Origin of the sequence: Eubacterium oxidoreducens, from assembly GCF_900104415.1 — a bacterium.
Taxonomy (GTDB): domain Bacteria; phylum Bacillota; class Clostridia; order Lachnospirales; family Lachnospiraceae; genus Eubacterium_C; species Eubacterium_C oxidoreducens.
Window position 1 is genome coordinate 81,904 of record NZ_FMXR01000005.1, and the last position, 25,322, is coordinate 107,225.

The window sequence follows — 25,322 nt, forward strand, 5'->3', positions numbered from 1 at the left end:
AATAATAACTCTTGATATTTTGATTTTTGAGAGGAAAAGAAAAATGATTTCAAAACGTATGCAAAAGTCCTTGGAAGAGGCGATTTCAATTCGTGATATTTTTGAAGAAGGTAAGAAGCTTGCGGCCATATATGGCAAAGAGAACATCTTTGATTTTAGTATCGGTAATCCATCGGTTGAACCTCCGGCTATTGTTAATGACACAATGAAGGAGATTTTAGATACGCAAGCACCATTGGCACTTCATGGATATCCAAGTAATGTTGGACATCCGGAAGTCAGACAGTGTGTTGCGGATTACTTAAATGGTAAGTACGCTGCATCCTATGGAGTCGAAAATATCTGTATGACCTCGGGAGCGGCTTGTGCAATTGCGCTTTTGTGTAATACATTATTGGATGCGGGAGATGAAGTAGTAACATTTGCACCGTATTTTTGGGAATATAAAAGCTATGTAGAAACGCTGTATGGAAAGCTCGTTCCGGCATTATGTAATCAAGAGACTTTGCAGCCGGATGAGACAACTTTTCGCGCTGCATTTTCTGAAAAAACCCGCATTGTGCTGATTAATACTCCAAACAATCCAACCGGTGCTGTATATACGGAGGAATCAATCAAAATGGTTGCCAATGTGATGCGTGAGATGGAAGAAAAGTATGGACATCCAATCTATCTGATTTCAGATGAGCCATATAGAAAGCTGTCTTATGGAATCGAGATTCCGTTTATTCCGGATTATTATGATGATACGATTATCGTTTATTCTTATAGTAAGACGTTATCGATTCCCGGAGAACGTATCGGTTATGCAGCATTATCACCGAAGATGGCAGATGTGAATGAAGTATTTGCCGGTCTTACGGCTTCTATGCGTTATATGGGATATGTCAATGCGCCGTCTTTGCAGCAGAAGATGTTGCTTAAGTGTGTGGACGCGGCGGTTGATGTAAGTGTGTATGAGAAGAATCGTAATCTGTTGTATGATTCTTTGACGCAAATTGGTTATGAGTGCATCCGACCGGATGGCGCATTTTATCTCTTTATGAAAGCGTTAGAAGAGGACGATTGGGAATTTTGCCAGAGGGCCAAGAAAGAGCGCATACTTATGGCTCCGGGAAAAGCATTTTATGGACCGGGTTGGGTAAGAATCTCATATTGTGTACCTTACCAGATCGTTAAGGATTCGATTCCGGCATTTAAGCGTTTGTATGACAGTTATCAGTAAGGAATTAAGTGGATGAATAAAAAACAGCAACGCGCGCTATATAGTCGTCTTAGAAATGAGATGTCAGATATGCAACGCACAAAAGGATCAGAAAAGATCTGTGCCCGGCTTAAGAAGCTGTTTTGCGAATATCAAGTGGATGCCTATCTTGCCTTTTATCCGCTCGGCAGTGAGGTGTCCCTTGTTTCGTTTATGGAAGAGTTGATGGCAGAGGGCAAAGAGTTGGCATTGCCTAAGGTGAAAGGCGATGATATGATATTTTACAAGGTTTGTTCGTGGGAGCAATTAGAAGAAGGTTGTTTTCATGTGATGGAACCGGTAGATTCGTGTGAAGAATTTGCTTTTGCAGACAAAAAGATTGCGGTATTAACGCCCGGTCTGGTGTTTGATACAAGAGGATATCGCATGGGATATGGAAAAGGATATTATGATCGTTTTTTTGCGAGGCATTCCGGGCTGTGGAAAATCGGCATAGGGTTTGAAGAGCAGATTGCCAGCCGGGTTGAGACAGATGAATTAGATATCGAACTGGATTTGGTTGTAACGCCGAATCGAATAATAAAAAAATCCAATTGACAGAAGTTTCTATCAATTGGATTTTTGTTTTTATTTCTTATTGAAACCGGCACGCTTTCTTAAAGTCGGGTCTAGGATTCGTTTACGAATACGAAGAGATTCGGGAGTGACTTCTAAAAGTTCATCGGTATCGATAAAGTCAATTGCCTGTTCAAGACTTAGGATTCTTGGAGGAACGAGGGTCAAGGCTTCATCAGCGGAAGAAGTACGGGTATTTGTCAGATGTTTTTTCTTGCAGACATTAAGCTCGATATCCTCTGCACGAGCACACTGACCGATTACCATACCTGCGTATACTTTTTCGCCTGCACCGATAAATAAGGTTCCGCGATCTTGTGCGGAAAACAGTCCGTAGGTTACCGATACGCCTGTTTCAAAGGCAATTAAAGAACCTGTCTTACGATATGCGATTTCGCCTTTAAATGGCTCATATCCATCGAAAATCGTGTTGATGATACCGTTTCCTTTGGTGTCTGTTAAGAATTCTCCGCGGTAACCAATCAGACCGCGTGAAGGAATCTTGAATTCCAAACGAGTATATCCGCCGCTGATTGGATACATGTTTTGCAGTTCGCCTTTTCGCTGGCTGAGTTTTTCGATAACGGCGCCGGTGAATTCCTCAGGGACATCGATATACGCTTGTTCCATTGGCTCGAGACGTTTTCCGTTTTCATCTTCTTTATATAATACTTCTGCTTTGCTTACCGCAAATTCATAACCTTCACGGCGCATATTTTCAATTAAGACAGACAGATGAAGCTCTCCACGACCGGATACTTTAAAGCTATCGGTGCTTTCTGTTTCTTCTACACGAAGAGACACGTCGGTATTTAGTTCGCTCAGCAGACGATCCTTTAAGTGACGGGAAGTTACGTATTTACCTTCCTGTCCGGCAAAAGGAGAATCATTGACAATAAAGTTCATGGACAAAGTTGGTTCGGAAATCTTTTGGAACGGAATTGGCTGCGGATTGTCCAAAGAACAGATGGTATCTCCGATGTGAATGTCAGCAATACCAGATACCGCAACGATAGAACCAATCTTGGCTTCGTCGACTTCTACTTTATTAAGACCGTCAAATTCATACAGTTTATTGATGCGAACTTTCTTTTGCTTGTCAGGATCATGATGGTTTACAACAAGTGCTTCCTGGTTTATTTTTAAGGAACCATTATCCACTTTACCGATTCCGATACGACCAACATATTCGTTGTAGTCGATTGTGGAAATGAGAACCTGTGTGTTGGCATCCGGATCACCGGTTGGCCCAGGGATATAATCTATGATAGTTTCGAACAGCGGAATCATGTCCTTTCGTTCGTCGTTTAGATCTTTCATGGCATAACCATCACGGGCGGATGCATAGATAAATGGACAGTCAAGCTGCTCGTCAGAAGCATCAAGATCCATGAAAAGTTCGAGGACGTCATCGATGACTTCGTCCGGACGTGCTTCTGGACGGTCAATCTTATTAATGCAGACAATGACCGGAAGGTCTAACGCGAGAGCTTTCATCAAAACGAATTTCGTCTGAGGCATTGCGCCTTCGAAAGCATCTACCACGAGTACAACACCATCCACCATTTTCAAAACACGTTCAACTTCACCACCAAAGTCGGCATGACCAGGGGTATCGATAATGTTAATCTTGGTGTCCTTATAAAATACAGCCGTGTTTTTGGAAAGAATTGTGATACCACGCTCACGCTCGATATCATTGGAATCCATGACGCGTTCTTGTACTTCCTGGTTGGCGCGAAATACGCCGCTTTGTTTCAGTAATTCATCGACAAGTGTTGTCTTGCCGTGGTCTACGTGTGCAATAATTGCAATATTGCGAATATCCTCTCTTGTTGTTTGCATATTGGTAAGCCTTCTTTCTATTATAATAAGGTTGTTTACGGTTTTCTTACGCACTAACGATACATTATAGCAATAAAAATTAAGGTGTGCAAGAAAAAGCAGAAATATTTGCATTTTAGGGGCGTTTATGCTATCGTTATTTGGACTTCAGAATAAAATTATGGAAACTATGTGATTCTAGTGTTAGAAACATTTTTTAACTCAGTCGGGGGGAGACTCCGAGTGAGGGGAAACGCTCTGCGAACCGGAGGAGGACTTGAACATGAGTGACTATGATAATATTACGGTATATTATGGGGAAGGCCGCGGGAAAACACAAGTTGCACTTGGAAAAGCAGTAGAAGCCGCAAGCCGTGGTATAAGCACGAATTTTATTCAGTTTTTTAAGGGAACTAATGAGTTTAATGCAGAATATTTTACACGAATGGAACCGGAACTGAAGTATTTTCGTTTTCAAAGAAGCAATAAGAATTTTAACGATCTTTCTGAAACAGAGAAGCAGGAAGAAAGCATGAATATGAAAAACGGAATTAATTTTGCCAAGAAAGTTATGTCAACAAGAAGTTGTGAACTTTTGGTATTGGATGAATTTTTGGGATTGGTACACAGCGGATTAATCAGCAAAGAGGAGGTTCGCAGCCTGTTCGAAGCGAAGCCGGAAGGAACCGTGTTAGTACTGACCGGAAGATATCTCGATGATATGATTCGAGAAGCAGCAACAGATATTTACAATATTACAGTTGAGTAGTAGTATAAAGTTTGGAAAATTGTTAGATGATGTAGGAGGAATAGGAATATGTCAATTTTTAAGGGCGCAGGTATCGCGATCGTTACACCGATGAATGACAACCTGGAGGTTAATTATGATAAACTCGAGGAAATCATCGAGATGCAGATTGCCGGCGGCACTGACTGCATTGTTATTGCAGGAACTACCGGTGAAGGATCTACACTTACAATAGAGGAACACAAGCAGGTAATTAAAGCTGCTGTAGAATTTACCAAAAAGCGTATTCCGGTTGTTGCCGGTACAGGCTCTAATTGTACGCAGACAGCCATTGAATTGTCGCAGGACGCACAAAACGCCGGCGTAGATGGCGTTTTGGTTGTAACTCCTTATTATAATAAAGCTACGCAGGGTGGATTGATTAAACATTATTCCATGATTGCCGATGCGATTAAAGTACCGATTATTATGTATAATGTGCCATCGCGTACGGGATGTAATATCCAACCACAGACAGCAGCAACGCTTTTTCATACAAAAGAAAACATTGTTGGAATGAAAGATGCAACCGGCAATATTGAACAGGGTGTGCATACGATGAGTTTGACAGATGGTAAGTTGGAAATGTATTCCGGTAATGATGATCAGGTTATTCCACTTATGTCAGTTGGCGGACTTGGTGTTATTTCGGTTCTTTCCAATGTTGCGCCTAAGTATGTGCATGATATGTGCATAAGCTATCTGGAGGGAGATACCAAGAAAGCAATGGAGATGCAGTTGAAAGCATATCCGCTTATTAAGCAGTTGTTCTGCGAAGTGAATCCGATTCCGGTAAAAGCGGCTATGAACTTTATGGGAATGAATGTAGGACCACTTCGTATGCCTCTTACTCAGCTTGAAAAAGAACATGAGGAAGGTCTTAAGGCAGCAATGAGAGAGTTTGGATTAAAGCTTGCGTAAGAAGATGAGACTTGCGATGGAGGTGACGTCATGACGAGAATAATAATGCATGGTTGCAATGGACATATGGGACAGGTAATCACAGAGCTGTGCGCAAAGGATGAAGAAGTTGAAATTGTAGCCGGAGTGGATGTGTCGGATCATATTCAAAATACCTATCCGGTATATAAATCGATAGCAGAGTGTGATGTGGATGCGGATGTGGTTATCGATTTTGCAGTGGTACAGGCAATCGATGGACTTTTGGATACCTGCGTTAGCAGACAGATTCCGGTCATTGTATGTACAACCGGATTATCGGATGCGCAAAATGATAAAGTAAAAGAAGTAGCTAAGAAAGTGGCTGTTTTGAAGTCGGCAAATATGTCGCTGGGAATCAATACTTTGATGGAACTATTAAAGCAGGCAGCAGCTGTGCTTGGAGCTGCCGGATTTGATTGTGAGATTGTAGAACGTCACCATAATCAGAAACTGGATGCGCCGAGTGGAACTGCGCTTGCGCTGGCAGATAGCGTCAATGAAGGTCTCTTAGAACGCTATGAGTATAAATTTGACCGCTCGAAGGAACGTAAGAAACGTGATAAGAAAGAGATTGGCATTTCAGCTGTTCGTGCGGGAAATATTGTAGGGCAGCATGAAGTTTTATTTGCAGGACCTGATGAAGTGATTGAATTTCATCATACTGCTTATTCGAAAGGTGTATTTGCAAAAGGTGCCATTGAGGCTGCGAAGTACCTAAAGGGAAAAGACGCCGGTCTTTACGATATGAGCGATGTTATTAAGAATAAATAAAGATTACGAAAAATGTGTTGTTGCGTAATGCAGCAGCACATTTTTGTGTTAAAATGGTGGTGTATCATTTTATTACATGTAGAGGAGTACTGGTATGGGGAAAGACTTTAAAGTAGATAATGAACTTTATTTAAGAACATTGGCAAAGCAGTTTCCAACAATTGCTTCGGCTGCAACAGAGATTATCAACCTGTCGGCAATCCTAAATCTGCCAAAGGGGACAGAACACTTTCTGACGGATATTCACGGAGAGTATGAGCAGTTCCAACATGTACTTAAGAATGGTTCGGGAGCAATTAGAAGAAAGATTGAAGATGAGTTTGGCAACTCACTTTCGGCGGCTGAGAAAAGGACACTTGCGACACTTATATATTATCCGGAGCTAAAACTCGATAGGATTCTTGCAGAAGAGAATAACAAAACAGATTGGTACAAGGTTACGATCTATCGATTGATTCGTCTGTGCCGCGCAGCATCTTCAAAGTACACACGGTCTAAGGTGAGAAAGTCATTGCCGAAAGATTTTGCATATGTTTTAGAGGAACTTTTGTCTGGAAGAATCGAGATGTCAGATCAGACGGCATATTATAATGAGATTATCAATTCAGTGATAACTACAGGAAGAGCGAGAGAACTGGTAGTGGGTATGTGCAATGTAATCAGAAGATTCGTAGTAGATCATTTGCATGTGCTTGGTGACATCTATGACAGAGGTCCTCGCCCTTATGATGTTATGGATACGTTAATGGCACATCATTCTGTGGATATTCAATGGGGAAATCATGATGTTATCTGGATGGGTGCTGCAGCCGGAGAGACTTGCTGTATGGCGAATCTCCTTCGTATTTCGGCAAAATACGGCAATTTGAATGTATTAGAAGACGGATATGGAATTAACCTGATTCCGCTAGTGAAATTGGCGCTTAATACGTATGCGAACGATCCATGTGATTGTTTCAAACTCAATTACCGTGAAGATGAATATGATGCTACAGATGCTGAACTTGATAAGAAGATGCATAAGGCAATTGCGGTGATTCAGTTTAAGCTTGAAGGACAAAAGATGCTAGAACATCCGGATTTTGACATGAATGAGCGTCTTATTATGAACACAATGGATCTTGAGAAAGGCACGGTTATGGTAGAAGGAAAGGAATACCCTTTGCTTGATACCAATTTCCCGACACTTGATCCGGACGATCCTTTCAAACTTTCGCAGGAAGAAGCAGAAGTGGTAGAACATCTTAGAAGATGCTTTGTAGGATGTGAAAAACTGCAAAGACATATTCGTTTCTTGTATTCGAAAGGAAATCTGTATAAGGTATATAATGACAATTTGCTTTACCATGGTTGTGTGCCACTTAATGAGGATGGTTCCTTTAAGGAAGTCAACATTTACGGTAAGAAATATAGCGGAAAAGCGCTTTATGATATTCTAGAAAGCTATGCTAGAAAAGCTTATTTTTCATTGGATATGGAAGAGAAGAAAAAGGGCATGGATTTAATGTGGTATATCTGGGAAAATAAGAATTCACCGGTGTTTGGAAAAGGTAAGATGACGACATTTGAGCGTTACTTCATCGCAGATAAACAAACGCACAAAGAGCCAAAGAATCCGTATTACAAGCTGATGGAAGATGAGACGGTTGTAAAGCGTATTATGAAAGAATTTGGTCTGTCAGGTAAGGACAGTCATATTGTAAATGGACATGTACCGGTTGAGCAAAAGAAGGGAGAATCGCCGATTAAGTGCAATGGAAAATTGCTGTTAATAGATGGTGGTTTTTCAAAAGCATATCAGAGCAAGACAGGAATTGCAGGATATACATTGGTTTATAATTCCTATGGAATGATGTTGGCAGCACATGAGCCGTTTGTATCGGTTGAAAAGGCAGTGAGAGAAGAATTGGACATCCATTCTGATCATACACTGGTGCAAAAGGTGGTTCGACGAAAGCTTGTTGCCGACACTGATGCAGGAAGGGAAGTGCGTGCAAATATTGAAGGCCTGACACAACTGCTTGAGGCATATAGAACCGGTTTGTTGCAGGAAAAAGAAGTATAAGTCAGATTATTTTTTGAGATTTCACAAAATATAATAGGAAAAAAGTATGGTTTTTTCTTGAAAAAAATTAGAAAAACTGATAAAATGCATATTGAATAATTGAAATATAATGATGAACTGTCTGAAAAATTAGAAATTGGACAGAGTGGTAGTATAGCAATTGATTGCAATGAGGCGAGAAGTAGATGGCGACACGATTGGTAAAACCGGTGGTCGGAGTTACATATGATGATATGGAAGCGTATATGCAACTTCCACCGCCTGCTTTGGGAGAACCGGCTTATACAATTGAAGAATTACGGTCTTTTCTGCATGCTGCGGGGATTGTTTTTGGAATTGATGAAGAGATTCTGCGAGCAGTCATTGAGAAAGAGATGTATGGCGTCCGTCTTACGGTAGCTCGAGGAAAGCCGGTTGTAGAAGGCAAGGATGGATATTTTGTTTATAAATTTAAACAAGAATTGAACCGTACTCCAAAAGAGAATGATGATGGCAGTGTGGATTATTGGGATGTAAGCCTGATTGAAGCTGTTGTTCAGGGACAGGAGATTGTTCATTATTATCCTGCAGTACAAGGCAAGGAAGGGATTACGGTTAAGGGGGCAAGAATTGCACCAAAGATTTGCAAGGAACTTCCGCCGCTCAAAGGAAAGGGATTTGTACGTACACAAGACAATTTGAGCTACATTTCTCAGTATGATGGGAAGGTGGAAATGCGTCGGGATAGAATAACGATTCTGCCGGTGCATGAAATCTTTGGTAATGTGGATGTGATATCCGGTAACATCAATTTTTCGGGAGACGTTATTATACATGGCAATGTCTGCACCGGAGCAGCTGTTATTGCAACGGAGTCTGTGACCGTTGATGGTATTGTTGAAGGTGCTACAATTGAAGCCGGAAAGGATATTGTGGTTCGAAACGGAGTGAAGGGCGGCCATGTGGGGCGTATCATTTCCAAGGGAAATGTATATGCGAAGTTTATGGAATATGTGAGCGTAGAAGCGGATGGCAATATTGAGTCGGATTCTATGATTGATTGCACGATCAGAGCCGGAGAGAAGGTTGTGTTGACAGGAAGACATGGTGCGGTTATCGGAGGACATGTGACAGCGCTAGCAGGAATTGATGCGGTAAATATCGGGAATGAGACAGAAGTTGAGACTTATGTTGGCGTAGGCGTGGAATCTGAGATTCTCGGACAGATTGCAGCCTTGCAGGCAAAAATTGCCTCTACAGAGCAGGAACTTGATAAGATCAATCAGGCATTGAATGCATTTGAAGAATACGAGAAGAAACATGGCGTATCGATGAGAGAAGACCCGCGGCGAATGCAGCTCCTTCGCGCAAAAATCAGAGATACTTCCGTGATTGCAGCAGAAAGAGCTAAGTTACGACAATGTAATGATACGATGGCGAAAGGCGCCAGTGCACTAATTAATATAACCGCGGCATTGTATCCAAGAGTTATGGTGCGAATAGATGAAATAAAAACAAAAATAAAACAAAAAGAAGTCTATTGCAGACTTGTGCGTCGCGGTGATAAAATTGTGCTTGAGCGGCTTGGATCCGGACGGCAGATTTCCTAACTGTTCCGATACGCGAGGTCAAGCAATATAAGACATAAACAGAAAATGGAAGAATGTAAGATTCTTCCATTTTGTTGCTGTAAATGAAGGAGTAAAAGATGATTAAATTCGAAGAAGAATTAAAAAAATTCAAACCAAGCATAGAGGTAGAAGAGGCTGAAGACTCAATATACAATAAAGATCTTAGTGATATGACAGATCTTCTGCAAGAAATGACGAAAGAAGCGACAAGAAACAGTAATCAATTGAGGTAAGACATGAAGTGTTATAGTTGTGGAGCAACTCTTGGAGCGGACATTGTTTGTCCGAACTGTGGGTTGCAGGTAAAAGTATATAAAAAGCTGATGAATACCTCAAATTATTATTATAATGAGGCACTAAATAGGGCAGCCGTAAGAGATCTTTCGGGTGCAGTAGAGGATCTTCAGCGTTCTTTAAAATTTAATAAAAACCATACAGATGCAAGAAATCTGCTTGGACTCATTTATTATGAAATGGGTGAAGTGGTATTGGCAATCGGCGAGTGGGTGATTTCGAAAAATCTGAATCCAAATGATAATATTGCCGATCAATATCTAAAGGATGTACAGAATAATCAAAATCAGCTTGATACCGTTAATAAGACGATAAAAAAATATAATCAGGCACTGATGTATTGTCATCAGGGAAGTTATGACCTTGCCATCATACAACTGAAGAAGGTTATCGCTATGAATGCCCACTATGTGAGGGCATACCAGTTGTTGGCACTGCTTTATATCCATGAAGGGGAATACCAAAAAGCGCGCGCGACCTTGAAAAGTGCATTTAAGATTGATGCACATAATGTTACGACGCTTTCCTACATGAAGGAAGTGCGAAAGCAGCTTCATTTGGACGGAAAGAAGAGTCCGGTTGGGAAAAAGGATGATTTGGTAACATACAAAAGCGGAAATGATACGGTAATCAGGCCAAAGATGACATTTAGGGAAACAACAGCCGGAATGACTATTTTGAATATTATATTAGGCGTGATTATCGGGGTACTGGTAACCGCATTTTTGGTTGTGCCAAGCGTTAGGCAGGCAGCTAAGACGGAAAGTAATACAGCAGTTAGTGAAGCGAATGACACAATTACAACAAAAGATGAGAAAATCAGTTCTTTGGAAGCTGAAATAGAAAGTCTTGAGGAGAAGAATACATCCTTGCAAGAGGAAGTAGATTCCGGAGACGATAAGATTTCTTCCTACGATTATCTGTTGCAGGCATATGAAGCATATGAAGAGAAAGACTTAGACAGTGCGGCTGAGGCACTTGATAATGTGAACAGAAAGCATTTGAGCGAGGATGCACAGACGCTTTATGATACCATTTCAGAGGAGGTCAATGAGGAGAAACTTTCTGATCTGTATTCGACCGGATATAGTGCATATAACAAATATAATTACGAGGATGCAGCAGAAGCATTCCAGGAAATTGTCGATATAGATGAGGAATATAAAGATGGCTATGCGGTGTATTATTTGGCACAGTCTTATCGCCATCTTGAAAAGACACAAAAAGCAATTAAGTATTATGAGCGCGTCGTCGAGCTTTATCCGAATACTTCAAGAGCATCTACAGCGGAGAGTTATATCGAAGAATTAAGTGAAGAAGATACGGAAGATACCGAGGATACGGAAGGTACTACAACGGATTAAGACTGTGATAAGCGGTAGATACGAGAAAGGACCGGGCATCAACTTGATGCTTCGGTCTTTTTTGCAATGAAATGGAAGAGAAAGGATGAGAGATAAGGAAGAATATATGCTTACTTGCAAATGCGGGTCTGTAATGGTAAAATGTCTTCTGAATTGACTTGAATTAAGTAGGAGAAGATTTCTTACTTTATTCCTATACGCGGGAGAAGAGAGAACGCCTGGGATGGGGTTCTAAATCCGATGAACAGTCATGATTGGTATGGATGAAAGGTAATGGTAATTATGGGTGAAGTAAAAGCGATTTGCGTTAGCAAAAAAAAGGGTGTTGTAAAGACTGAGATTAAGCAGGCTAAGGTAAGAGAAGATTGGGGCATTGAAGAGGACGCCCATGCTGGTCATTGGCATAGACAGGTAAGCATTTTGCCATATGAGCAGATTGAAGCATTTAAGAAAAATGATGTAGAAATTGTAAATGGAATTTTTGGTGAGAATCTTATCATATCCGGAATTGAAGATTTGATTAACCAGTCACTTATTGTGGGACGCAGAATCCAGATTGGTGAGGTACTTCTTGAAGTTACTCAGATTGGAAAAGATTGCCACGATCACTGTGAGATTTATAAAAGAGTTGGGCAATGTATTATGCCGAAGGTGGGAATCTTTACCAGGGTAATCAAGGGGGGAACCATCGAGGTGGGAGATGAAGCACATTTGCTTCCATTTGAAAATAATACGCCATTTACAGCAGCAGTTATCACTATGAGTGATAAAGGTTCAAAAGGTGAAAGAGAAGATCAGTCCGGCCCTGCTATTGTAGAAATCTTAGAGAAGGCCGGTTATAATATTGTAGAAACGATGATTCTTCCGGATGAACAGTCCGCATTACAAAAGACATTAATCCGGTTGGCGGACCAAAGACAGGTGAGCCTCATTGTTACGACAGGAGGTACCGGATTTTCTAAAAGAGATGTGACGCCGGAGGCAACATTGGCGGTAGCAACGAGAAATGCACCGGGAATTGCAGAGGCAATCCGCGCAGGCTCGATGAAGATTACGCCAAGAGCGATGCTTTCAAGAGAAGCGTCTGTGATTCGAAACAATACATTGATAGTAAATCTTCCGGGAAGCCCGAAGGCTGTTCGGGAAAGCTTGGATATGGTGATTGATCAGTTAGATCACGGATTGAATATATTACTAGGCCGCGACGGCGAGTGTGCAAGAAAATAATGATAATGCATTCAAAGGTAAAGCAGCCTCTGATAGGGGCTGCTTTTTTCAAAGAGAAACGATTTCATTTGCTGCAGTTGTAAAGAATAGAAAGTGGGCATTTAATATGTGTGATGTGAACAAAATGAATGCAGACGAGATTGTACGTCTGTTCAATGAATTAACGTATCGAAGATATCTGGTAAATAAAGATCAGTTTCAGCAGATCTTAAAGGGTGTGCGTTTGCAAGAGTATATCGTGCTTTACCACATTTCGCAAAAAGCGTCAAAGATGGATGAGTGCGATGGAAAGATGTATCTTGAAGAATTGTCCAAAATGATGTCCATGCCGATGTCTATGACCTCGAAGATGGTTCGTAAATTGCAGGAAAGGGGATTGGTTTATTGGACACATGATGGAGACGGCTCGGAAGGAACTTATGCAATCATTACCAAAGCCGGATGGGCACTTATGGAGCAGCAGGCAGAAAATGCGAAAGCTTATTATGGAACGGTGCTTAAGGAATTCGGAAAAGAAAAAATGATAGAACTGATTAGCCTTATGAAGCAATTGGATGAGGTGCTTGATAACGAGCATAATGTATAAAGAAAAGAAGGAAACATAAGATGATAAGAGAAGTCGAAGAATATGCAAGATATAAAGAGCAGCTGTGCCGGGAAAATGATAAGGTGGCACCGCGCCTTTTTGATGAATATGGCGTATACCGTGGTCTTCGTGATGAGAAGGGCGTAGGCGTACTGACAGGACTTACGAATATTTCCAAGGTTATTTCTACAAAGTTTGTAGATGGTGGAAAGAAGTTTGTGGATGGAGAACTGTGGTATCGTGGTTACCGTGTAGAAGAGTTGATTGACCAATTAGGGCCTTTGGAATTTGGTTTTGGAAAGATTGCGTATCTTCTATTGATGGGACAACTTCCGAATCCGCAGGAACGTCAGGAATTCAGTGATTTGCTTGCAAAGTATCGAACACTTCCTACGAATTTTAACAGGGACGTAATTATGAAAGCCCCGACCGGTGATATTATGAATTCTATGACGAAAAGTATTTTAACGCTTGCGTCTTATGATAAAGATGCAAAGGATACTTCCCTTGCAAATGTGTTGCGTCAATGTATTCAATTAATTGCGGAGCTTCCGTTATTAGCAGTATATGGATACAATGCCTATAATCATTATGAACGTGGTAACAGTATGTTTATCCATCATCCGAAGCCGGAGCTTGGAACAGCGGAGAATATATTGATGTTGTTAAGACCGGATCAAAAGTACACGCCGATTGAGGCCAAGGTATTAGATACGGCACTAATCCTTCATATGGAACATGGTGGTGGTAACAATTCGACATTTACGACACGTGTAGTTACCTCAACGGGATCGGATACGTATTCGACGATGGCGGCTGCGATGTCTTCGTTGAAAGGACCAAAGCATGGTGGTGCCAACATCAAGGTAATGGAAATGATGAAGGACATCCGAGGTCATGTAAAGGATTTTTCGGATAAAGATGAAGTAAAAGCGTATCTTGAGAAGATTGTAAATAAAGAAGCCTTTGATAAAAAGGGATTGATTTATGGAATGGGGCATGCAATTTATGCACTTTCCGACCCGAGAGAACGGGTATTTAAATCTTACGTGGAGAAACTGGTTGAGGAAAAAGGACGCCAAAAGGACTTTGAATTATACGAAAATATAGAACTTCTTGCTCCGGATATTATTGCAGGAAAGAGAAATACCTATAAAAAGATAAGTCCTAATGTCGACTTTTATTCCGGATTTGTTTATGAGATGCTGGGAATTCCGATGGAATTGTATACGGCAATGTTTGCAGTTGCCAGAATCGTGGGCTGGAGTGCGCATCGAATAGAAGAACTGGTATGTACCGATAAGATTATTCGTCCGGCTTATATGAGCGTTATGGAAGAAAAAGATATTATGAATCAGGATTAAAAAAGTTTCGCATGATAAACAAACAATCATGCGAAACTTTTTTTTATGTCATTAAGTTATGAATGAAAGTGCGGTTAGTCTTTTATGCGTTTGGGATTTGGTTTTCTTAATATAACCTGATCAAGCAAGATTACAAGAATCAATCCGACAATCAAGCCATTTGATGCGATGTAACGCAGCATCTGTGGCATTGATGAAAATGAGGTCGAATCAAGGAACATAATGCCGGCGCCAACCATAAAGGAAATGCCGACGATAAAACCTTCGCGGGTTGAGAAATCTATTTTTTTAAATTCATTTAATCCTTGAATCATCATCATGGCAAATACAATCATCATAGCAGAATAACCTACCGATGGTGGAATTGCTGCAAAGAAAGAGCAGATTGGAGCAATAATGCCAAGAACCATCATAAAAATACCACCGATAATAAACGGTCCTCTTGCGGCAACGCGAGTCAGTTTGGTAGTGCTTGGCGCTGAGGCAAATGGGACAAATCCGGGTACCGGAAAGATTCCGGTAAGTGCCGCAGTAAGTCCGAACAGGAGTGTACTGTTGCGGATGGTCTTATGATCGGCAGGTTTGTGAAGCATTTCTTCCATACCATGGATGCTTGCTGCAAAGTTGGAAAAAAGAACAAATTCCCCGATTAAACATGTAATGATAACAGAAGAATCGATGGTAGGTTTTCCCCAGGCAAAAGCCTGTGGTACTGCGATTAATCCGTCATGAGAGGAGATAAAGTCCGGCGAGATTCCAAGAAGATAAGCGAGTATCCAACCACAGACAACGCCAATCAAGGTTGCTATGGATTGGAAGAATCCTTTTGCTTTTAAGTTTATTACAACAATGATTGCAGTTGTTACAAAAAATATGAACAGATATTTTGGCTGGATTGTGATATTTCCGGAAGATATTCCGGTGGCTCCTTTCATGACCGTAGCACTCATTTGTAACACCATGAGAATCAAGAAACTTCCGTTGATAATGGGGTTAAAGATTTTTAATATCTTATCCATTAGACCGGTTAAGCCTATGATCACAACCATAATGCCGGCACAAATCATGCCAAACTCGAGATCTGCTCGAAGAACATTGAGGCCTTTTCCAAAGGATGTAGAAGCACTTGATAGAATGATCAAAAGCCCCATCCACAACCCAGCAGGACCATCGATAATTGGAAAACGATGTCCGAAAATTGCCTGGAGTATGGAGACGCCTCCGCTTAGTAAAAATGTTCGTTGAAGCATTTGCGCAATATGAACCTGATCTAATCCGAGGTATGTACCGATTATGACAGGCATAATAGCACTTCCTGCAAGGAAATAGACCAGATATTGCAGGCCGTACACCGTGGATTGTCCGGCGGGAACTTTGTCCTCAAGACCGTATAAGAATCCGTCGGCGTCCGGTTTTAATTTTTTCATCTTATTCATTTGTTAAAACCCTTTCTGTTTTTTCACACGAATTGCATTATATGCTTTTTTTTCACAAATAGCAAATGGAATGGGGTAGTACGATATGGAAAGTTGGGAAAATCATACAAAATCTTTACTTCTCGCAGTGGTTTTTCTGTGCTATAATCCAATTATATTTACAGGAGGTAATTATTATGGCAGATTTTAAATTTGAACCTATGCGCAGTCTGATTTATGTGAACTGTGCAAAAGAAGACTACAGACCGAATCTTACAAGATGGCTTTATAAAACACATATACCGGATAGTATTTCACAGTTTGAGCCATACGTAACAAAGTACGCATTTTATCCATCCTTCCCATGCCCACCGGAAGGTGATCGTTTTGGATATTGCAAGATGCAGCTGACTGAGCACCACTGGTTGGTAAGTGATTTGGATCCACGTCTTGAAATTAAAGCGATTGCGGAGACATTTCCACCAGATGTGTTATTATGGCAGGGAAATCTTCCGGAAGCAGCGGTTGAGATGATGAAGAACGGTCCTAAGCCGGGTGAAGAAGATGGAGATATTGGTAATGAAGCGCGTAAGGCTGCTTTTGAAGGCGCGAATCCATTTATTTTTTGCTTCCTTCCAATGTGGTGGGAAGAAGATATCAAGGGAAAAGGCCGTACTATAGAAGATGGAGCTAACTATCGTTTCAACTTCTCAATCGGATTCCCGGACGGAGTAGATAAAGCAGAAGGTGAGAAGTGGCTTCGCGAGGAAGTGCTTCCAATCTTTGAAGCAGCTCCTGAGTGTACAAGAATTCTGATGAGTCATGTTAAGAAAGATATCAATGACTGCACCATGGACTTTGTAGTAGAAGTTTGGTTTGAAAATCAGTCCGGCTGGTATAAGGTAATGGTTGAAGATACCAAGAAATTGGCAAAACCATCATGGGCTGAGCAGGATGCATTTCCGTTCTTGAAGCCATATCACAGATTTATTTCTGTAGCAGTGGCTGATTATACACCAAGTAATAATCTTGCAAATTATCGTGGATATCTTACAATGAGATAAGAAAAACAGATGCTTCGATGGTCTTTTGCCATCGGAGCATTTTTTTATAAACTGTTGTTTTGGTGGGGGGATTGTGCAAAAAGACCAAGTAATCCGTTTTGCGCATTACTGGAGAGAAGAAAAGAAAACGGAATTTGGCAACATGTTGAATTTTGGGAACCGGAAAAAGAAATATAGTTTAGGAAATGAGTAAAAGTGCACAATTGTATAAAAATCCATACAAAAACCTATACAAAATTCCATGCTTTAAAAATATTGGACAGAATAAGCTGAGCAAAATATAATATTTACAAGAGATGATAGAGCGAATCTGTTTTTCATTAGGAGGTATAATAAATGAAAATTTTAGGAGTTTCACTGGGAACAAAGAATGGAAACAATGATACGATGTGCTGCGTAGCATTAGAGGCAGCAAAAGAAATGGGAGCTGAAATCGAATTCATGAATGCGTTCGATTGGAATTTTGAGACTTGTTCAGGATGCGTAGCCTGTTCAAGAGGTCTTGTAATGGGTAAGGGCATGATCTGTACAAGAAAGGATGATTATAAAGCATTCTATGAAAAAATGGTGGAAGCAGATGGTGTGCTTTTTGTAGATCCGATTTTTGAGTCTGGTGCTTCCGGTCTTTATCATATATTATGTGACCGTATGGGACCGGGACATGATACAGGACTTCTTTTAGGAACACATTTCCAGCTGCTTGAGCAGGGTAAAGAAGGTCTTGATATGAAATATTTCAAGCAAAAAGCCATTTCATTTGTTGGTATTGGCGGTTCTGACTGGGCACTTCGTGTTGAGACCGATCATGCAATGCTTGCAATGAGTCCGGGATGGAAGGTAATTGATAATGATTACTTCTCATGGTCTAAGGATGTTATTATGCAGGATGACAAGGTTGAAAGAATGAAAGAAATTGGTCGCAATCTTGTAGCTGCAGCAAAAGAGATTAAAGAAGAAAACGAAAAAACATTAGCAGAACACAAGATGCCTGTTCTTGAGAATACCAAGTCTTATTGGAAGGGAACACCGGGTGTCTGTCCGCATTGCCAGGGTAATAACTTCTATATCTTCCCGGGAACAACAAAGGCGGTTTGTGAACTTTGCGGACTGGAAGGAACGATTGTGGTTGAAGATGATGCATTCAAATTTAAGTTTGACCCGGCAGATGAGCACAAGGCTCATGACACTATGTCCGGAAAGAAACTTCATGGAGATGATATCTTTGAAAATGAGTCTCGTCTTGTAAATCTGTTCAAGGATGAAGAATTTAAGGCTCGTAAGAAACATTACTTAAGTGTTTGTGAAAAAACACCTTCTCCTTCTAAAGGAAATTAATTTAACTCAGTCGGAGAAACGAGGCTGTCGCTTTCGATGATGAAATCAATCATCTGGGCGCGGCCTCTTTTAAATTTCTCCAAAATTCCCTATGAAACAAAAACGCTCCGCTTGCGGACTTTGTTCTTTGATAAAATCAGAACAAATGTTCGCAAAAAGGCTTGACACCTTATAAGGTGGAGTTTACTATTAACTTAGTATAACTCAGTCGGAGAAATCCTCCACCTCTAAGCGTTAGCGTAGGTGGGGGTTATGACAAACTATACTCAGTCGTGGTACAAGCTCCGACTGAGTTAAACGCTCCGCGTGGATGCGCACGGATTCGGGCAGGAATTTGTCTGCTGAAGCAGACCCGAATCCGGCGCGCAAGACTCGCGAGCGAGTCTTGACGAAGTTATCTATTGCTAAGTGCATAGCACAGATGATGGTTTTGATGCTTATCAAAGAGGTAGAAGGATATGGATTTTAAGTTACATGCAGCCTATCAGCCGACCGGTGATCAACCACAGGCGATTGAAGCACTCACGAAGGGATTTGAAGAAGGCAATCAGTGCCAGACTCTGCTTGGAGTGACCGGATCGGGTAAGACATTTACGATGGCTAATGTTATTGAAAAGTTAAATAAACCGACGTTGATTATAGCGCACAACAAGACGCTTGCAGCGCAGCTTTATGGAGAATTTAAGGAATTTTTTCCGGAGAATGCAGTCGAGTATTTTGTGTCTTATTACGACTATTATCAGCCGGAAGCATATGTGCCGTCTTCGGATACTTATATTGCAAAGGATTCTGCAATCAATGAAGAAATCGATAAATTAAGACTGTCGGCAACGGCATCACTGGCAGAGAGACGTGATGTGATAGTGGTATCATCGGTATCTTGTATCTATGGAATCGGAAGCCCGGAGGATTTTATGGAAATGACGGTATCACTTCGACCGGGAATGGAAAAAGACCGTGACGATGTAATTCGTGACTTGATTGAGATGCAATATATTCGTAACGAAATGGATTTTCAAAGGGGAAGCTTTCGTGTACATGGAGATGTGCTGGAGATTTTTCGGGCGAATATCACAGAAAGCGCTGTGCGTGTTGAGTTCTTTGGCGATGAGGTAGAACGGATTACGGAGTTTGACCCGCTTACCGGAGAGGTAAAGGCACAGCTTGAACATGTCATGATTTTTCCGGCATCACATTATGTAATGCCGCAGGAAAAACTGAGAAAGGCCTGTGTGACGATAGAAGAAGAATTAAAAGAGCGGGTTTTATATTTTAAAGGGCAGGATAAATTATTAGAAGCGCAGCGCATTTCAGAGCGAACGAATTTTGACATAGAGATGCTGAAAGAGACGGGATTTTGCAGTGGAATAGAGAATTATTCAAGACATCTCACCGGACAAAAAGCGGGTGAGGCGCCGATGACTTTGATGGATTATTTTAAGGATGATTTCCTGATTATTATAGATGAGTCGCACATGACAATTCCGCAGATTCGTGCCATGTATCATGGTGATCAGTCGAGAAAGTCTACACTTGTGGACTATGGATTTCGACTACCTTCAGCGAAGGATAATCGGCCGCTTAATTTTGAAGAGTTTGAAAGTAAGATTGATCAAATCATGTTTGTATCGGCAACTCCCGGAGCGTATGAACAGGAGCATGAACTATTGAGAGCGGAGCAGATTATTAGACCGACAGGTCTGCTCGATCCGGAGATTGATGTGCGTCCGGTAGAAGGACAGATTGATGATTTGATAGCAGAGGTAAGGAAAGAGACCGACAAGAAGAATAAGATATTAATTACGACATTAACCAAAAAGATGGCAGAAGATTTGACGGATTATATGCGGCAGGTCGGGATTCGGGTTAAATATATGCACTCGGATATTGATACACTAGAAAGAACCGAGATTATTAGAGATCTTCGTATGGATGTTTTTGATGTGCTTGTTGGTATCAATCTTTTGCGAGAAGGCCTCGATATTCCGGAGATTACATTAGTAGCGATTCTTGATGCGGACAAAGAAGGGTTTTTGCGATCGGAGACTTCACTGATTCAGACGATAGGACGTGCGGCTAGAAATGCGCAGGGGCATGTTATTATGTATGCGGATACAATTACGGATTCTATGCGCGTGGCAATTGAGGAAACGGCAAGAAGAAGATTGCTGCAACAGGCCTACAATGAAGAGCATGGAATAACGCCTACCACCATTCAAAAAAGCGTTCGTGATTTGATTCGTATTTCTAAGAAAGTTGCGGCAAAGCAGGTACAATTTGCAAAGGATCCGGAGTCTATGGACCAAGAAGAACTTGATGCGCTTATTAAAAAGCTGGAAAAGCAGATGCGAAAGGCTTCGGCGGAACTTAATTTCGAAGCTGCGGCGCAGCTTCGGGATCAGATGATAGATTTGAAGAAAATGCGTGCAGAGGCATTTGGAGATTAGAAGGGATTAGTATGGCACAACATAAATTGATTACGATTCGCGGAGCGAATGAACATAATTTAAAAAACATTGATGTGGATATTCCAAGAGATTCTATGGTTGTTTTGACGGGTTTGTCGGGTTCGGGCAAGTCTTCGTTGGCATTTGATACGATTTATGCGGAAGGACAAAGACGCTATATGGAATCGTTGTCGTCGTATGCCCGCCAGTTCTTAGGGCAGATGGAGAAACCTAATGTGGAAAAGATTGAAGGTCTTTCGCCGGCGATTTCCATTGACCAAAAGTCGACGAATCGAAATCCGCGTTCAACAGTAGGAACGGTTACGGAAATTTATGATTATTTTCGTCTTCTTTATGCACGGGTTGGAATTGTGCATTGTCCAAAGTGTGGCAAGGTGATTCGCAAGCAGACAGTTGACGAGATGTGTGACCAAATTATGGCACTGGAAGAAAAGACCAGGATTCTTTTGCTGGCGCCGGTTGTCAGGGGACGTAAGGGAGAACATCAAAAGGTATTTGAACAGGCAAGAAAAAGTGGCTATGTTCGGGTTATGGTAGATGGCAATCAGTATAATCTGGATGAGGAAATCAAGCTCGAAAAAAACATGAAACATAATATCGAGATTGTGGTTGACAGACTCGTTATAAAGCCCGGTATAGAAAGACGTCTTACCGATTCGGTTGAGAATGTATTGGCATTGGCGAATGGACTGATGATAGTCGAAATTGTCGGTGGCGAGCAAATAAATTTTTCGCAGAGTTTTGCCTGCCCGGATTGTCAGATTAGTATTGATGAGATTGAACCGAGAAGCTTTTCTTTTAATAATCCTTTTGGTGCCTGTCCGCATTGTTTTGGACTGGGATATAAGATGGAATTTGATGAGGCGCTTATGATTCCGGATCAAAAGCTTAGTATTATGGAAGGCGCTATTCAGGTTATGGGATGGCAGTCGTGCAATGATAAGAAGAGCTTTACTTATGCTACATTAAAGGCACTAAGCGAGCATTATGGTTTTTCCTTGGAGACGCCTTATAAAGATTATCCGAAAAAGATTAAAGATATTTTGATTCATGGAACGAATGGCGAGAGTGTTACCGTGCATTATCGAGGGCAACGCGGCGTGGGCGATTATGATATCGCGTTTGATGGATTGATTCGTAATGTACAAAAGAGATATCGTGAGACTGGATCTGAGACGATGAAAGCGGAGTATGAGCAGTTTATGAGAATTACGCCATGCACCGTATGTCATGGCCAAAGACTGAAAGAAAGTTCGCTTGCGGTGACGGTTGGGGATAAGAATATTTATGAAATCACATCCTTGTCTGTGAAGAATCTTTATTCTTATCTGGATACATTACAGTTGTCTGCACATCAGCATATGATTGGAGATCAGATTCTTAAGGAAATCAAGGCAAGAGTTGGTTTTTTGAATGAAGTTGGGCTGGATTATCTGACTTTGTCAAGAGCAACAGGAACTCTGTCAGGAGGAGAAGCGCAGCGGATTCGTCTGGCAACACAGATTGGTTCGGGGCTTGTAGGTGTAGCGTATATTCTAGATGAACCGAGTATTGGACTTCACCAAAGAGATAATGATAAATTATTGGCAGCGCTAAAACGCCTGCGCGATCTTGGAAATACTCTTATTGTGGTAGAACACGACGAAGATACGATGAGACAGGCGGATTATATAGTTGATATTGGGCCGGGAGCAGGTGAGCATGGAGGCGAAGTGGTCGCTTGCGGAACGGCGCAGGAGATTATGAAGTGCAAGCGGTCAATTACAGGGGATTACTTAAGCGGAAGAAAGAAGATTCCGGTTCCTTCACAAAGAAAGAGTCCAAACGGCTATCTGATGATTAAGGGTGCAAAGGAAAATAATCTAAAGAATATTGATGTCAAGATTCCGCTTGGAGTGATGACGTGTATCACCGGGGTTTCAGGATCCGGGAAAAGTTCTTTGACAAATGAAATTTTATATAAGTATCTGGCAAAGACGCTGAACCGGGCGAGAACCATTCCGGGAGCATTTGATGAAATCGTTGGAACCGAGCAACTTGATAAGATTATTGATATTGATCAGTCTCCGATTGGAAGAACACCGCGCTCTAACCCGGCAACCTATACCGGAGTGTTTGATCAAATTCGGGATTTGTTTGCAGCAACACCGGATGCCAAAGCAAGAGGATATAAGAAAGGGCGATTTAGTTTTAATGTGAAAGGCGGACGATGTGAAGCCTGCAGCGGAGATGGAATTATAAAGATTGAGATGCACTTTTTACCTGATGTATATGTACCGTGCGAAGTATGTGGAGGAAAGCGATACAATAGAGAGACGCTTGAGGTAAGATACAAGGGAAAAACCATTTACGATATTTTGAATATGACGGTGGAAGAGGCACTTGGTTTCTTTGAACATATTCCATCGATTCAGCGAAAGATTCAGACTTTATATGATGTAGGACTGTCCTATGTGAAGCTGGGGCAACCTTCAACGCAATTGTCCGGAGGAGAAGCGCAAAGAATTAAACTGGCAACGGAATTATCAAAAAGAAGTACCGGAAAGACGATTTATATTTTGGATGAGCCAACAACCGGACTGCATTTTGCAGATGTTCATAAGCTGGTGGAGATTCTACATCGCCTTACAGAAGGCGGGAATACCGTAATTGTGATAGAACATAATTTAGATGTGATTAAGACGGCGGATTATATTATTGATATGGGACCGGAAGGCGGAGATGGCGGCGGAACGGTTGTTGCAACCGGGACTCCGGAACAGGTTGCCAGGAATAAGGATTCTTATACAGGGCAATATATAAAACCGCTCTTATAGTGAAAAGTGTGCTTTGATGTTGGAAAGCACACTTTTTTTATTTATTTGGGAATGCCTTGTTGGTAGAGAAAATATGGGCTGTTTGGAGAAAATTTGGCAAATAAAAAAAGATGATTGCATAATCATCTAAATAATCTTGGGGAGTGCACCTCCAATCTAGGATTGAAGGTGCTTGAGTTATGAAAAATTATATTAGCTTATTAGCTAGTACATGTGTATTATATGTTATAAATGTGATGGTTATGTGAAGAAATGCGAAAAAAGTTAAGATTTTATTACAATTTGCAAAACAAACTTGCAAATTCAAATCCATCGTATATAATATATTCGTGTTTGTATGCATGATGGATTGACAATGTACAGACTTTGGTACATTGATGAAAGATAGAGGATGAAAGAAAGGGGAAACGACATGGTTTCAACAGATATTGGTATTGATTTGGGTACGGCCAGCATTTTGGTATATGTGAAGGGAAAAGGTGTAGCCTTGAAAGAACCTTCAGTAGTTGCTTTTGACCGTGATACGAATAAGATTAAAGCAATCGGAGAAGAAGCGCGTTTAATGCTTGGTAGAACACCGGGAAATATCGTAGCGGTAAGACCGCTTCGTCAAGGTGTTATTTCGGATTATACTGTAACAGAGAAGATGCTTAAGTATTTCATCCAAAAGGCAATGGGAAAGAAGAGCTTTCGTAAGCCGCGTATTAGCGTATGTGTTCCATCACAGGTAACGGAAGTTGAGAAGAAGGCTGTTGAGGACGCAACGTTCCAGGCTGGAGCAAGAGAAGTTTCTATTATAGAAGAACCGGTTGCAGCAGCGATTGGAGCAGGAATAGATATTTCCAAACCGTGCGGCAATATGATTGTAGATATTGGAGGCGGTACGGCAGATATCGCAGTTATTTCACTTGGCGGAACCGTAGTTAGCACCTCTATTAAAATTGCAGGTGATGATTTTGATGAAGCGATTGTACGTTTTATGAGAAAGAAACATAATCTGCTGATTGGTGAAAGAACGGCAGAGGATGTCAAGATTAAAGTAGGAACCTGTTTCCCATTGGCAGAATCTATGTCTATGGATGTTAGAGGACGTAATCTTGTAACGGGACTTCCAAAGACAGTAACCGTTACATCAGAAGAAACGGAGGAGGCACTCAAAGAGCCGACACTTCAGATTGTAGAAGCAGTGCATAGCGTACTCGAGAAGACACCGCCTGAATTGGCAGCAGATGTTGCGGATCGAGGTATTGTATTGACCGGAGGAGGCGCATTGCTTAGAGGTTTAGAAGACCTGATTGAAGAAAAGACCGGAATTAATACGATTACAGCAGAAGATCCTCTTAGTTGTGTGGCAATTGGAACGGGAAAATATGTAGAATTTCTCTCCGGCCATCGTGATGAACCGTAAATGTTTAGAAAACCGTGAAGGCATACAAGTGCTTTCGCGGTTTTTTTTGCGTAAAAACGCTTTGCACAATATCTTGACGCTGATTTCAAAATATGAAACAATATGTAGGAAGTATAAAAACACAAAAAATATCTAAAGTGTGAAGGGAAAGATGCCGATATAT

Annotated in this window: 20 protein-coding genes; 18 read left to right on the plus strand and 2 right to left on the minus strand. The window is 41.2% G+C overall.

Annotation, left to right across the window (positions count from 1 at the left end):
• Positions 1-43: 43 nt before the first annotated feature.
• Both BLS20_RS02075 and BLS20_RS02080 read left to right on the plus strand, forming a co-directional pair.
• The gene (locus BLS20_RS02075; protein WP_090171695.1) at positions 44-1,225 is read left to right on the plus strand and encodes a pyridoxal phosphate-dependent aminotransferase; all 1,182 of its coding nucleotides are present in this window, start codon (positions 44-46) and stop codon (positions 1,223-1,225) included.
• A 12-nt stretch (positions 1,226-1,237) separates the two neighbouring features.
• Positions 1,238-1,801 carry a 5-formyltetrahydrofolate cyclo-ligase gene (locus BLS20_RS02080; RefSeq protein ID WP_090171696.1) on the plus strand — a complete coding sequence of 188 codons (564 nt, stop codon included), beginning with the start codon at positions 1,238-1,240 and terminating at the stop codon, positions 1,799-1,801.
• Positions 1,802-1,831: 30 nt separating this feature from the next.
• Here the strand turns inward: BLS20_RS02080 and typA are convergent, their stop codons facing one another.
• The gene (gene typA, locus BLS20_RS02085) at positions 1,832-3,664 is read right to left on the minus strand and encodes a translational GTPase TypA (RefSeq protein ID WP_090171697.1); all 1,833 of its coding nucleotides are present in this window, start codon (positions 3,662-3,664) and stop codon (positions 1,832-1,834) included.
• A gap of 262 nt (positions 3,665-3,926) precedes the next feature.
• Here typA and BLS20_RS02090 point away from each other — a divergent pair, with 262 nt between their 5' ends.
• The 10 genes from BLS20_RS02090 (at position 3,927) to BLS20_RS02130 (ending at position 14,653) form a co-directional block, all read left to right on the plus strand.
• Entirely contained in the window at positions 3,927-4,412 is a 486-nt protein-coding gene (locus BLS20_RS02090; RefSeq protein ID WP_090171698.1) for a cob(I)yrinic acid a,c-diamide adenosyltransferase, read from the plus strand.
• A 48-nt stretch (positions 4,413-4,460) separates the two neighbouring features.
• Positions 4,461-5,351, plus strand: coding sequence for a 4-hydroxy-tetrahydrodipicolinate synthase (dapA, locus tag BLS20_RS02095; RefSeq protein WP_090171699.1), 891 nt, complete (start codon positions 4,461-4,463; stop codon positions 5,349-5,351).
• 30 nt (positions 5,352-5,381) lie between these two features.
• On the plus strand, positions 5,382-6,143 hold the full coding sequence (gene dapB / locus BLS20_RS02100; protein WP_090171700.1) for a 4-hydroxy-tetrahydrodipicolinate reductase: 762 nt from the start codon (positions 5,382-5,384) through the stop codon (positions 6,141-6,143).
• A gap of 94 nt (positions 6,144-6,237) precedes the next feature.
• Positions 6,238-8,208, plus strand: a complete 1,971-nt coding sequence (locus BLS20_RS02105) for a fructose-1,6-bisphosphatase (protein ID WP_090171701.1) — start codon at positions 6,238-6,240, stop codon at positions 8,206-8,208.
• A gap of 185 nt (positions 8,209-8,393) precedes the next feature.
• Positions 8,394-9,797, plus strand: a complete 1,404-nt coding sequence (locus BLS20_RS02110; protein WP_090171702.1) for a DUF342 domain-containing protein — start codon at positions 8,394-8,396, stop codon at positions 9,795-9,797.
• Positions 9,798-9,895: 98 nt separating this feature from the next.
• Positions 9,896-10,051: a hypothetical protein gene (locus BLS20_RS13640; RefSeq protein WP_176762250.1), complete on the plus strand. Its 156-nt coding sequence runs from the start codon at positions 9,896-9,898 to the stop codon at positions 10,049-10,051.
• Positions 10,052-10,054: 3 nt separating this feature from the next.
• Positions 10,055-11,476 carry a tetratricopeptide repeat protein gene (locus BLS20_RS02115; protein WP_090171703.1) on the plus strand — a complete coding sequence of 474 codons (1,422 nt, stop codon included), beginning with the start codon at positions 10,055-10,057 and terminating at the stop codon, positions 11,474-11,476.
• Positions 11,477-11,758: 282 nt separating this feature from the next.
• Positions 11,759-12,703 (plus strand): MOSC domain-containing protein, encoded by a 945-nt coding sequence (locus BLS20_RS02120; RefSeq protein WP_090172033.1) that lies wholly within the window; start codon positions 11,759-11,761, stop codon positions 12,701-12,703.
• Complete coding sequence (locus BLS20_RS02125; protein WP_090171704.1) at positions 12,690-13,289, plus strand: hypothetical protein; 600 nt, start codon at positions 12,690-12,692, stop codon at positions 13,287-13,289. Before BLS20_RS02120 ends, BLS20_RS02125 begins: the two co-directional genes overlap by 14 nt.
• Before the next feature lie 20 nt (positions 13,290-13,309).
• The gene (locus BLS20_RS02130; RefSeq protein WP_090171706.1) at positions 13,310-14,653 is read left to right on the plus strand and encodes a citrate/2-methylcitrate synthase; all 1,344 of its coding nucleotides are present in this window, start codon (positions 13,310-13,312) and stop codon (positions 14,651-14,653) included.
• A 74-nt stretch (positions 14,654-14,727) separates the two neighbouring features.
• Here BLS20_RS02130 and BLS20_RS02135 read toward each other — a convergent pair whose 3' ends face one another.
• Positions 14,728-16,089, minus strand: a complete 1,362-nt coding sequence (locus BLS20_RS02135) for a purine/pyrimidine permease (RefSeq protein WP_090171708.1) — start codon at positions 16,087-16,089, stop codon at positions 14,728-14,730.
• 176 nt (positions 16,090-16,265) lie between these two features.
• Between BLS20_RS02135 and BLS20_RS02140 the strand changes: the two genes are divergently transcribed.
• From BLS20_RS02140 to mreB, 6 genes are all read left to right on the plus strand, one after another.
• Positions 16,266-17,132, plus strand: coding sequence for an acetyl-CoA hydrolase (locus tag BLS20_RS02140; protein WP_090171710.1), 867 nt, complete (start codon positions 16,266-16,268; stop codon positions 17,130-17,132).
• A 336-nt stretch (positions 17,133-17,468) separates the two neighbouring features.
• Entirely contained in the window at positions 17,469-18,467 is a 999-nt protein-coding gene (locus BLS20_RS02145) for a flavodoxin family protein (protein WP_090171712.1), read from the plus strand.
• Between the two features lie 310 nt (positions 18,468-18,777).
• Positions 18,778-18,936, plus strand: a complete 159-nt coding sequence (locus BLS20_RS13645) for a hypothetical protein (protein WP_176762251.1) — start codon at positions 18,778-18,780, stop codon at positions 18,934-18,936.
• On the plus strand, positions 18,926-20,914 hold the full coding sequence (gene uvrB / locus BLS20_RS02150; protein WP_090171714.1) for an excinuclease ABC subunit UvrB: 1,989 nt from the start codon (positions 18,926-18,928) through the stop codon (positions 20,912-20,914). Before BLS20_RS13645 ends, uvrB begins: the two co-directional genes overlap by 11 nt.
• An 11-nt stretch (positions 20,915-20,925) precedes the next feature.
• Positions 20,926-23,751 carry an excinuclease ABC subunit UvrA gene (gene uvrA / locus BLS20_RS02155; RefSeq protein ID WP_090171716.1) on the plus strand — a complete coding sequence of 942 codons (2,826 nt, stop codon included), beginning with the start codon at positions 20,926-20,928 and terminating at the stop codon, positions 23,749-23,751.
• Between the two features lie 412 nt (positions 23,752-24,163).
• Positions 24,164-25,159 carry a rod shape-determining protein gene (mreB, locus tag BLS20_RS02160; protein ID WP_090171718.1) on the plus strand — a complete coding sequence of 332 codons (996 nt, stop codon included), beginning with the start codon at positions 24,164-24,166 and terminating at the stop codon, positions 25,157-25,159.
• Positions 25,160-25,322: the final 163 nt, after the last annotated feature.

What these genes read in the sequence shown, in the direction of transcription:
- BLS20_RS02075 (WP_090171695.1), top strand. Translation starts at nt 44, where the DNA reads ATGATTTCAAAACGTATGCAAAAGTCCTTGGAAGAGGCGATTTCAATT.
- BLS20_RS02080 (WP_090171696.1), top strand. Translation starts at nt 1,238, where the DNA reads ATGAATAAAAAACAGCAACGCGCGCTATATAGTCGTCTTAGAAATGAG.
- typA (WP_090171697.1), bottom strand. Translation starts at nt 3,664, where the DNA reads ATGCAAACAACAAGAGAGGATATTCGCAATATTGCAATTATTGCACAC.
- BLS20_RS02090 (WP_090171698.1), top strand. Translation starts at nt 3,927, where the DNA reads ATGAGTGACTATGATAATATTACGGTATATTATGGGGAAGGCCGCGGG.
- dapA (WP_090171699.1), top strand. Translation starts at nt 4,461, where the DNA reads ATGTCAATTTTTAAGGGCGCAGGTATCGCGATCGTTACACCGATGAAT.
- dapB (WP_090171700.1), top strand. Translation starts at nt 5,382, where the DNA reads ATGACGAGAATAATAATGCATGGTTGCAATGGACATATGGGACAGGTA.
- BLS20_RS02105 (WP_090171701.1), top strand. Translation starts at nt 6,238, where the DNA reads ATGGGGAAAGACTTTAAAGTAGATAATGAACTTTATTTAAGAACATTG.
- BLS20_RS02110 (WP_090171702.1), top strand. Translation starts at nt 8,394, where the DNA reads ATGGCGACACGATTGGTAAAACCGGTGGTCGGAGTTACATATGATGAT.
- BLS20_RS13640 (WP_176762250.1), top strand. Translation starts at nt 9,896, where the DNA reads ATGATTAAATTCGAAGAAGAATTAAAAAAATTCAAACCAAGCATAGAG.
- BLS20_RS02115 (WP_090171703.1), top strand. Translation starts at nt 10,055, where the DNA reads ATGAAGTGTTATAGTTGTGGAGCAACTCTTGGAGCGGACATTGTTTGT.
- BLS20_RS02120 (WP_090172033.1), top strand. Translation starts at nt 11,759, where the DNA reads ATGGGTGAAGTAAAAGCGATTTGCGTTAGCAAAAAAAAGGGTGTTGTA.
- BLS20_RS02130 (WP_090171706.1), top strand. Translation starts at nt 13,310, where the DNA reads ATGATAAGAGAAGTCGAAGAATATGCAAGATATAAAGAGCAGCTGTGC.
- BLS20_RS02135 (WP_090171708.1), bottom strand. Translation starts at nt 16,089, where the DNA reads ATGAATAAGATGAAAAAATTAAAACCGGACGCCGACGGATTCTTATAC.
- BLS20_RS02140 (WP_090171710.1), top strand. Translation starts at nt 16,266, where the DNA reads ATGGCAGATTTTAAATTTGAACCTATGCGCAGTCTGATTTATGTGAAC.
- BLS20_RS02145 (WP_090171712.1), top strand. Translation starts at nt 17,469, where the DNA reads ATGAAAATTTTAGGAGTTTCACTGGGAACAAAGAATGGAAACAATGAT.
- BLS20_RS13645 (WP_176762251.1), top strand. Translation starts at nt 18,778, where the DNA reads ATGCGCACGGATTCGGGCAGGAATTTGTCTGCTGAAGCAGACCCGAAT.
- uvrB (WP_090171714.1), top strand. Translation starts at nt 18,926, where the DNA reads ATGGATTTTAAGTTACATGCAGCCTATCAGCCGACCGGTGATCAACCA.
- uvrA (WP_090171716.1), top strand. Translation starts at nt 20,926, where the DNA reads ATGGCACAACATAAATTGATTACGATTCGCGGAGCGAATGAACATAAT.
- mreB (WP_090171718.1), top strand. Translation starts at nt 24,164, where the DNA reads ATGGTTTCAACAGATATTGGTATTGATTTGGGTACGGCCAGCATTTTG.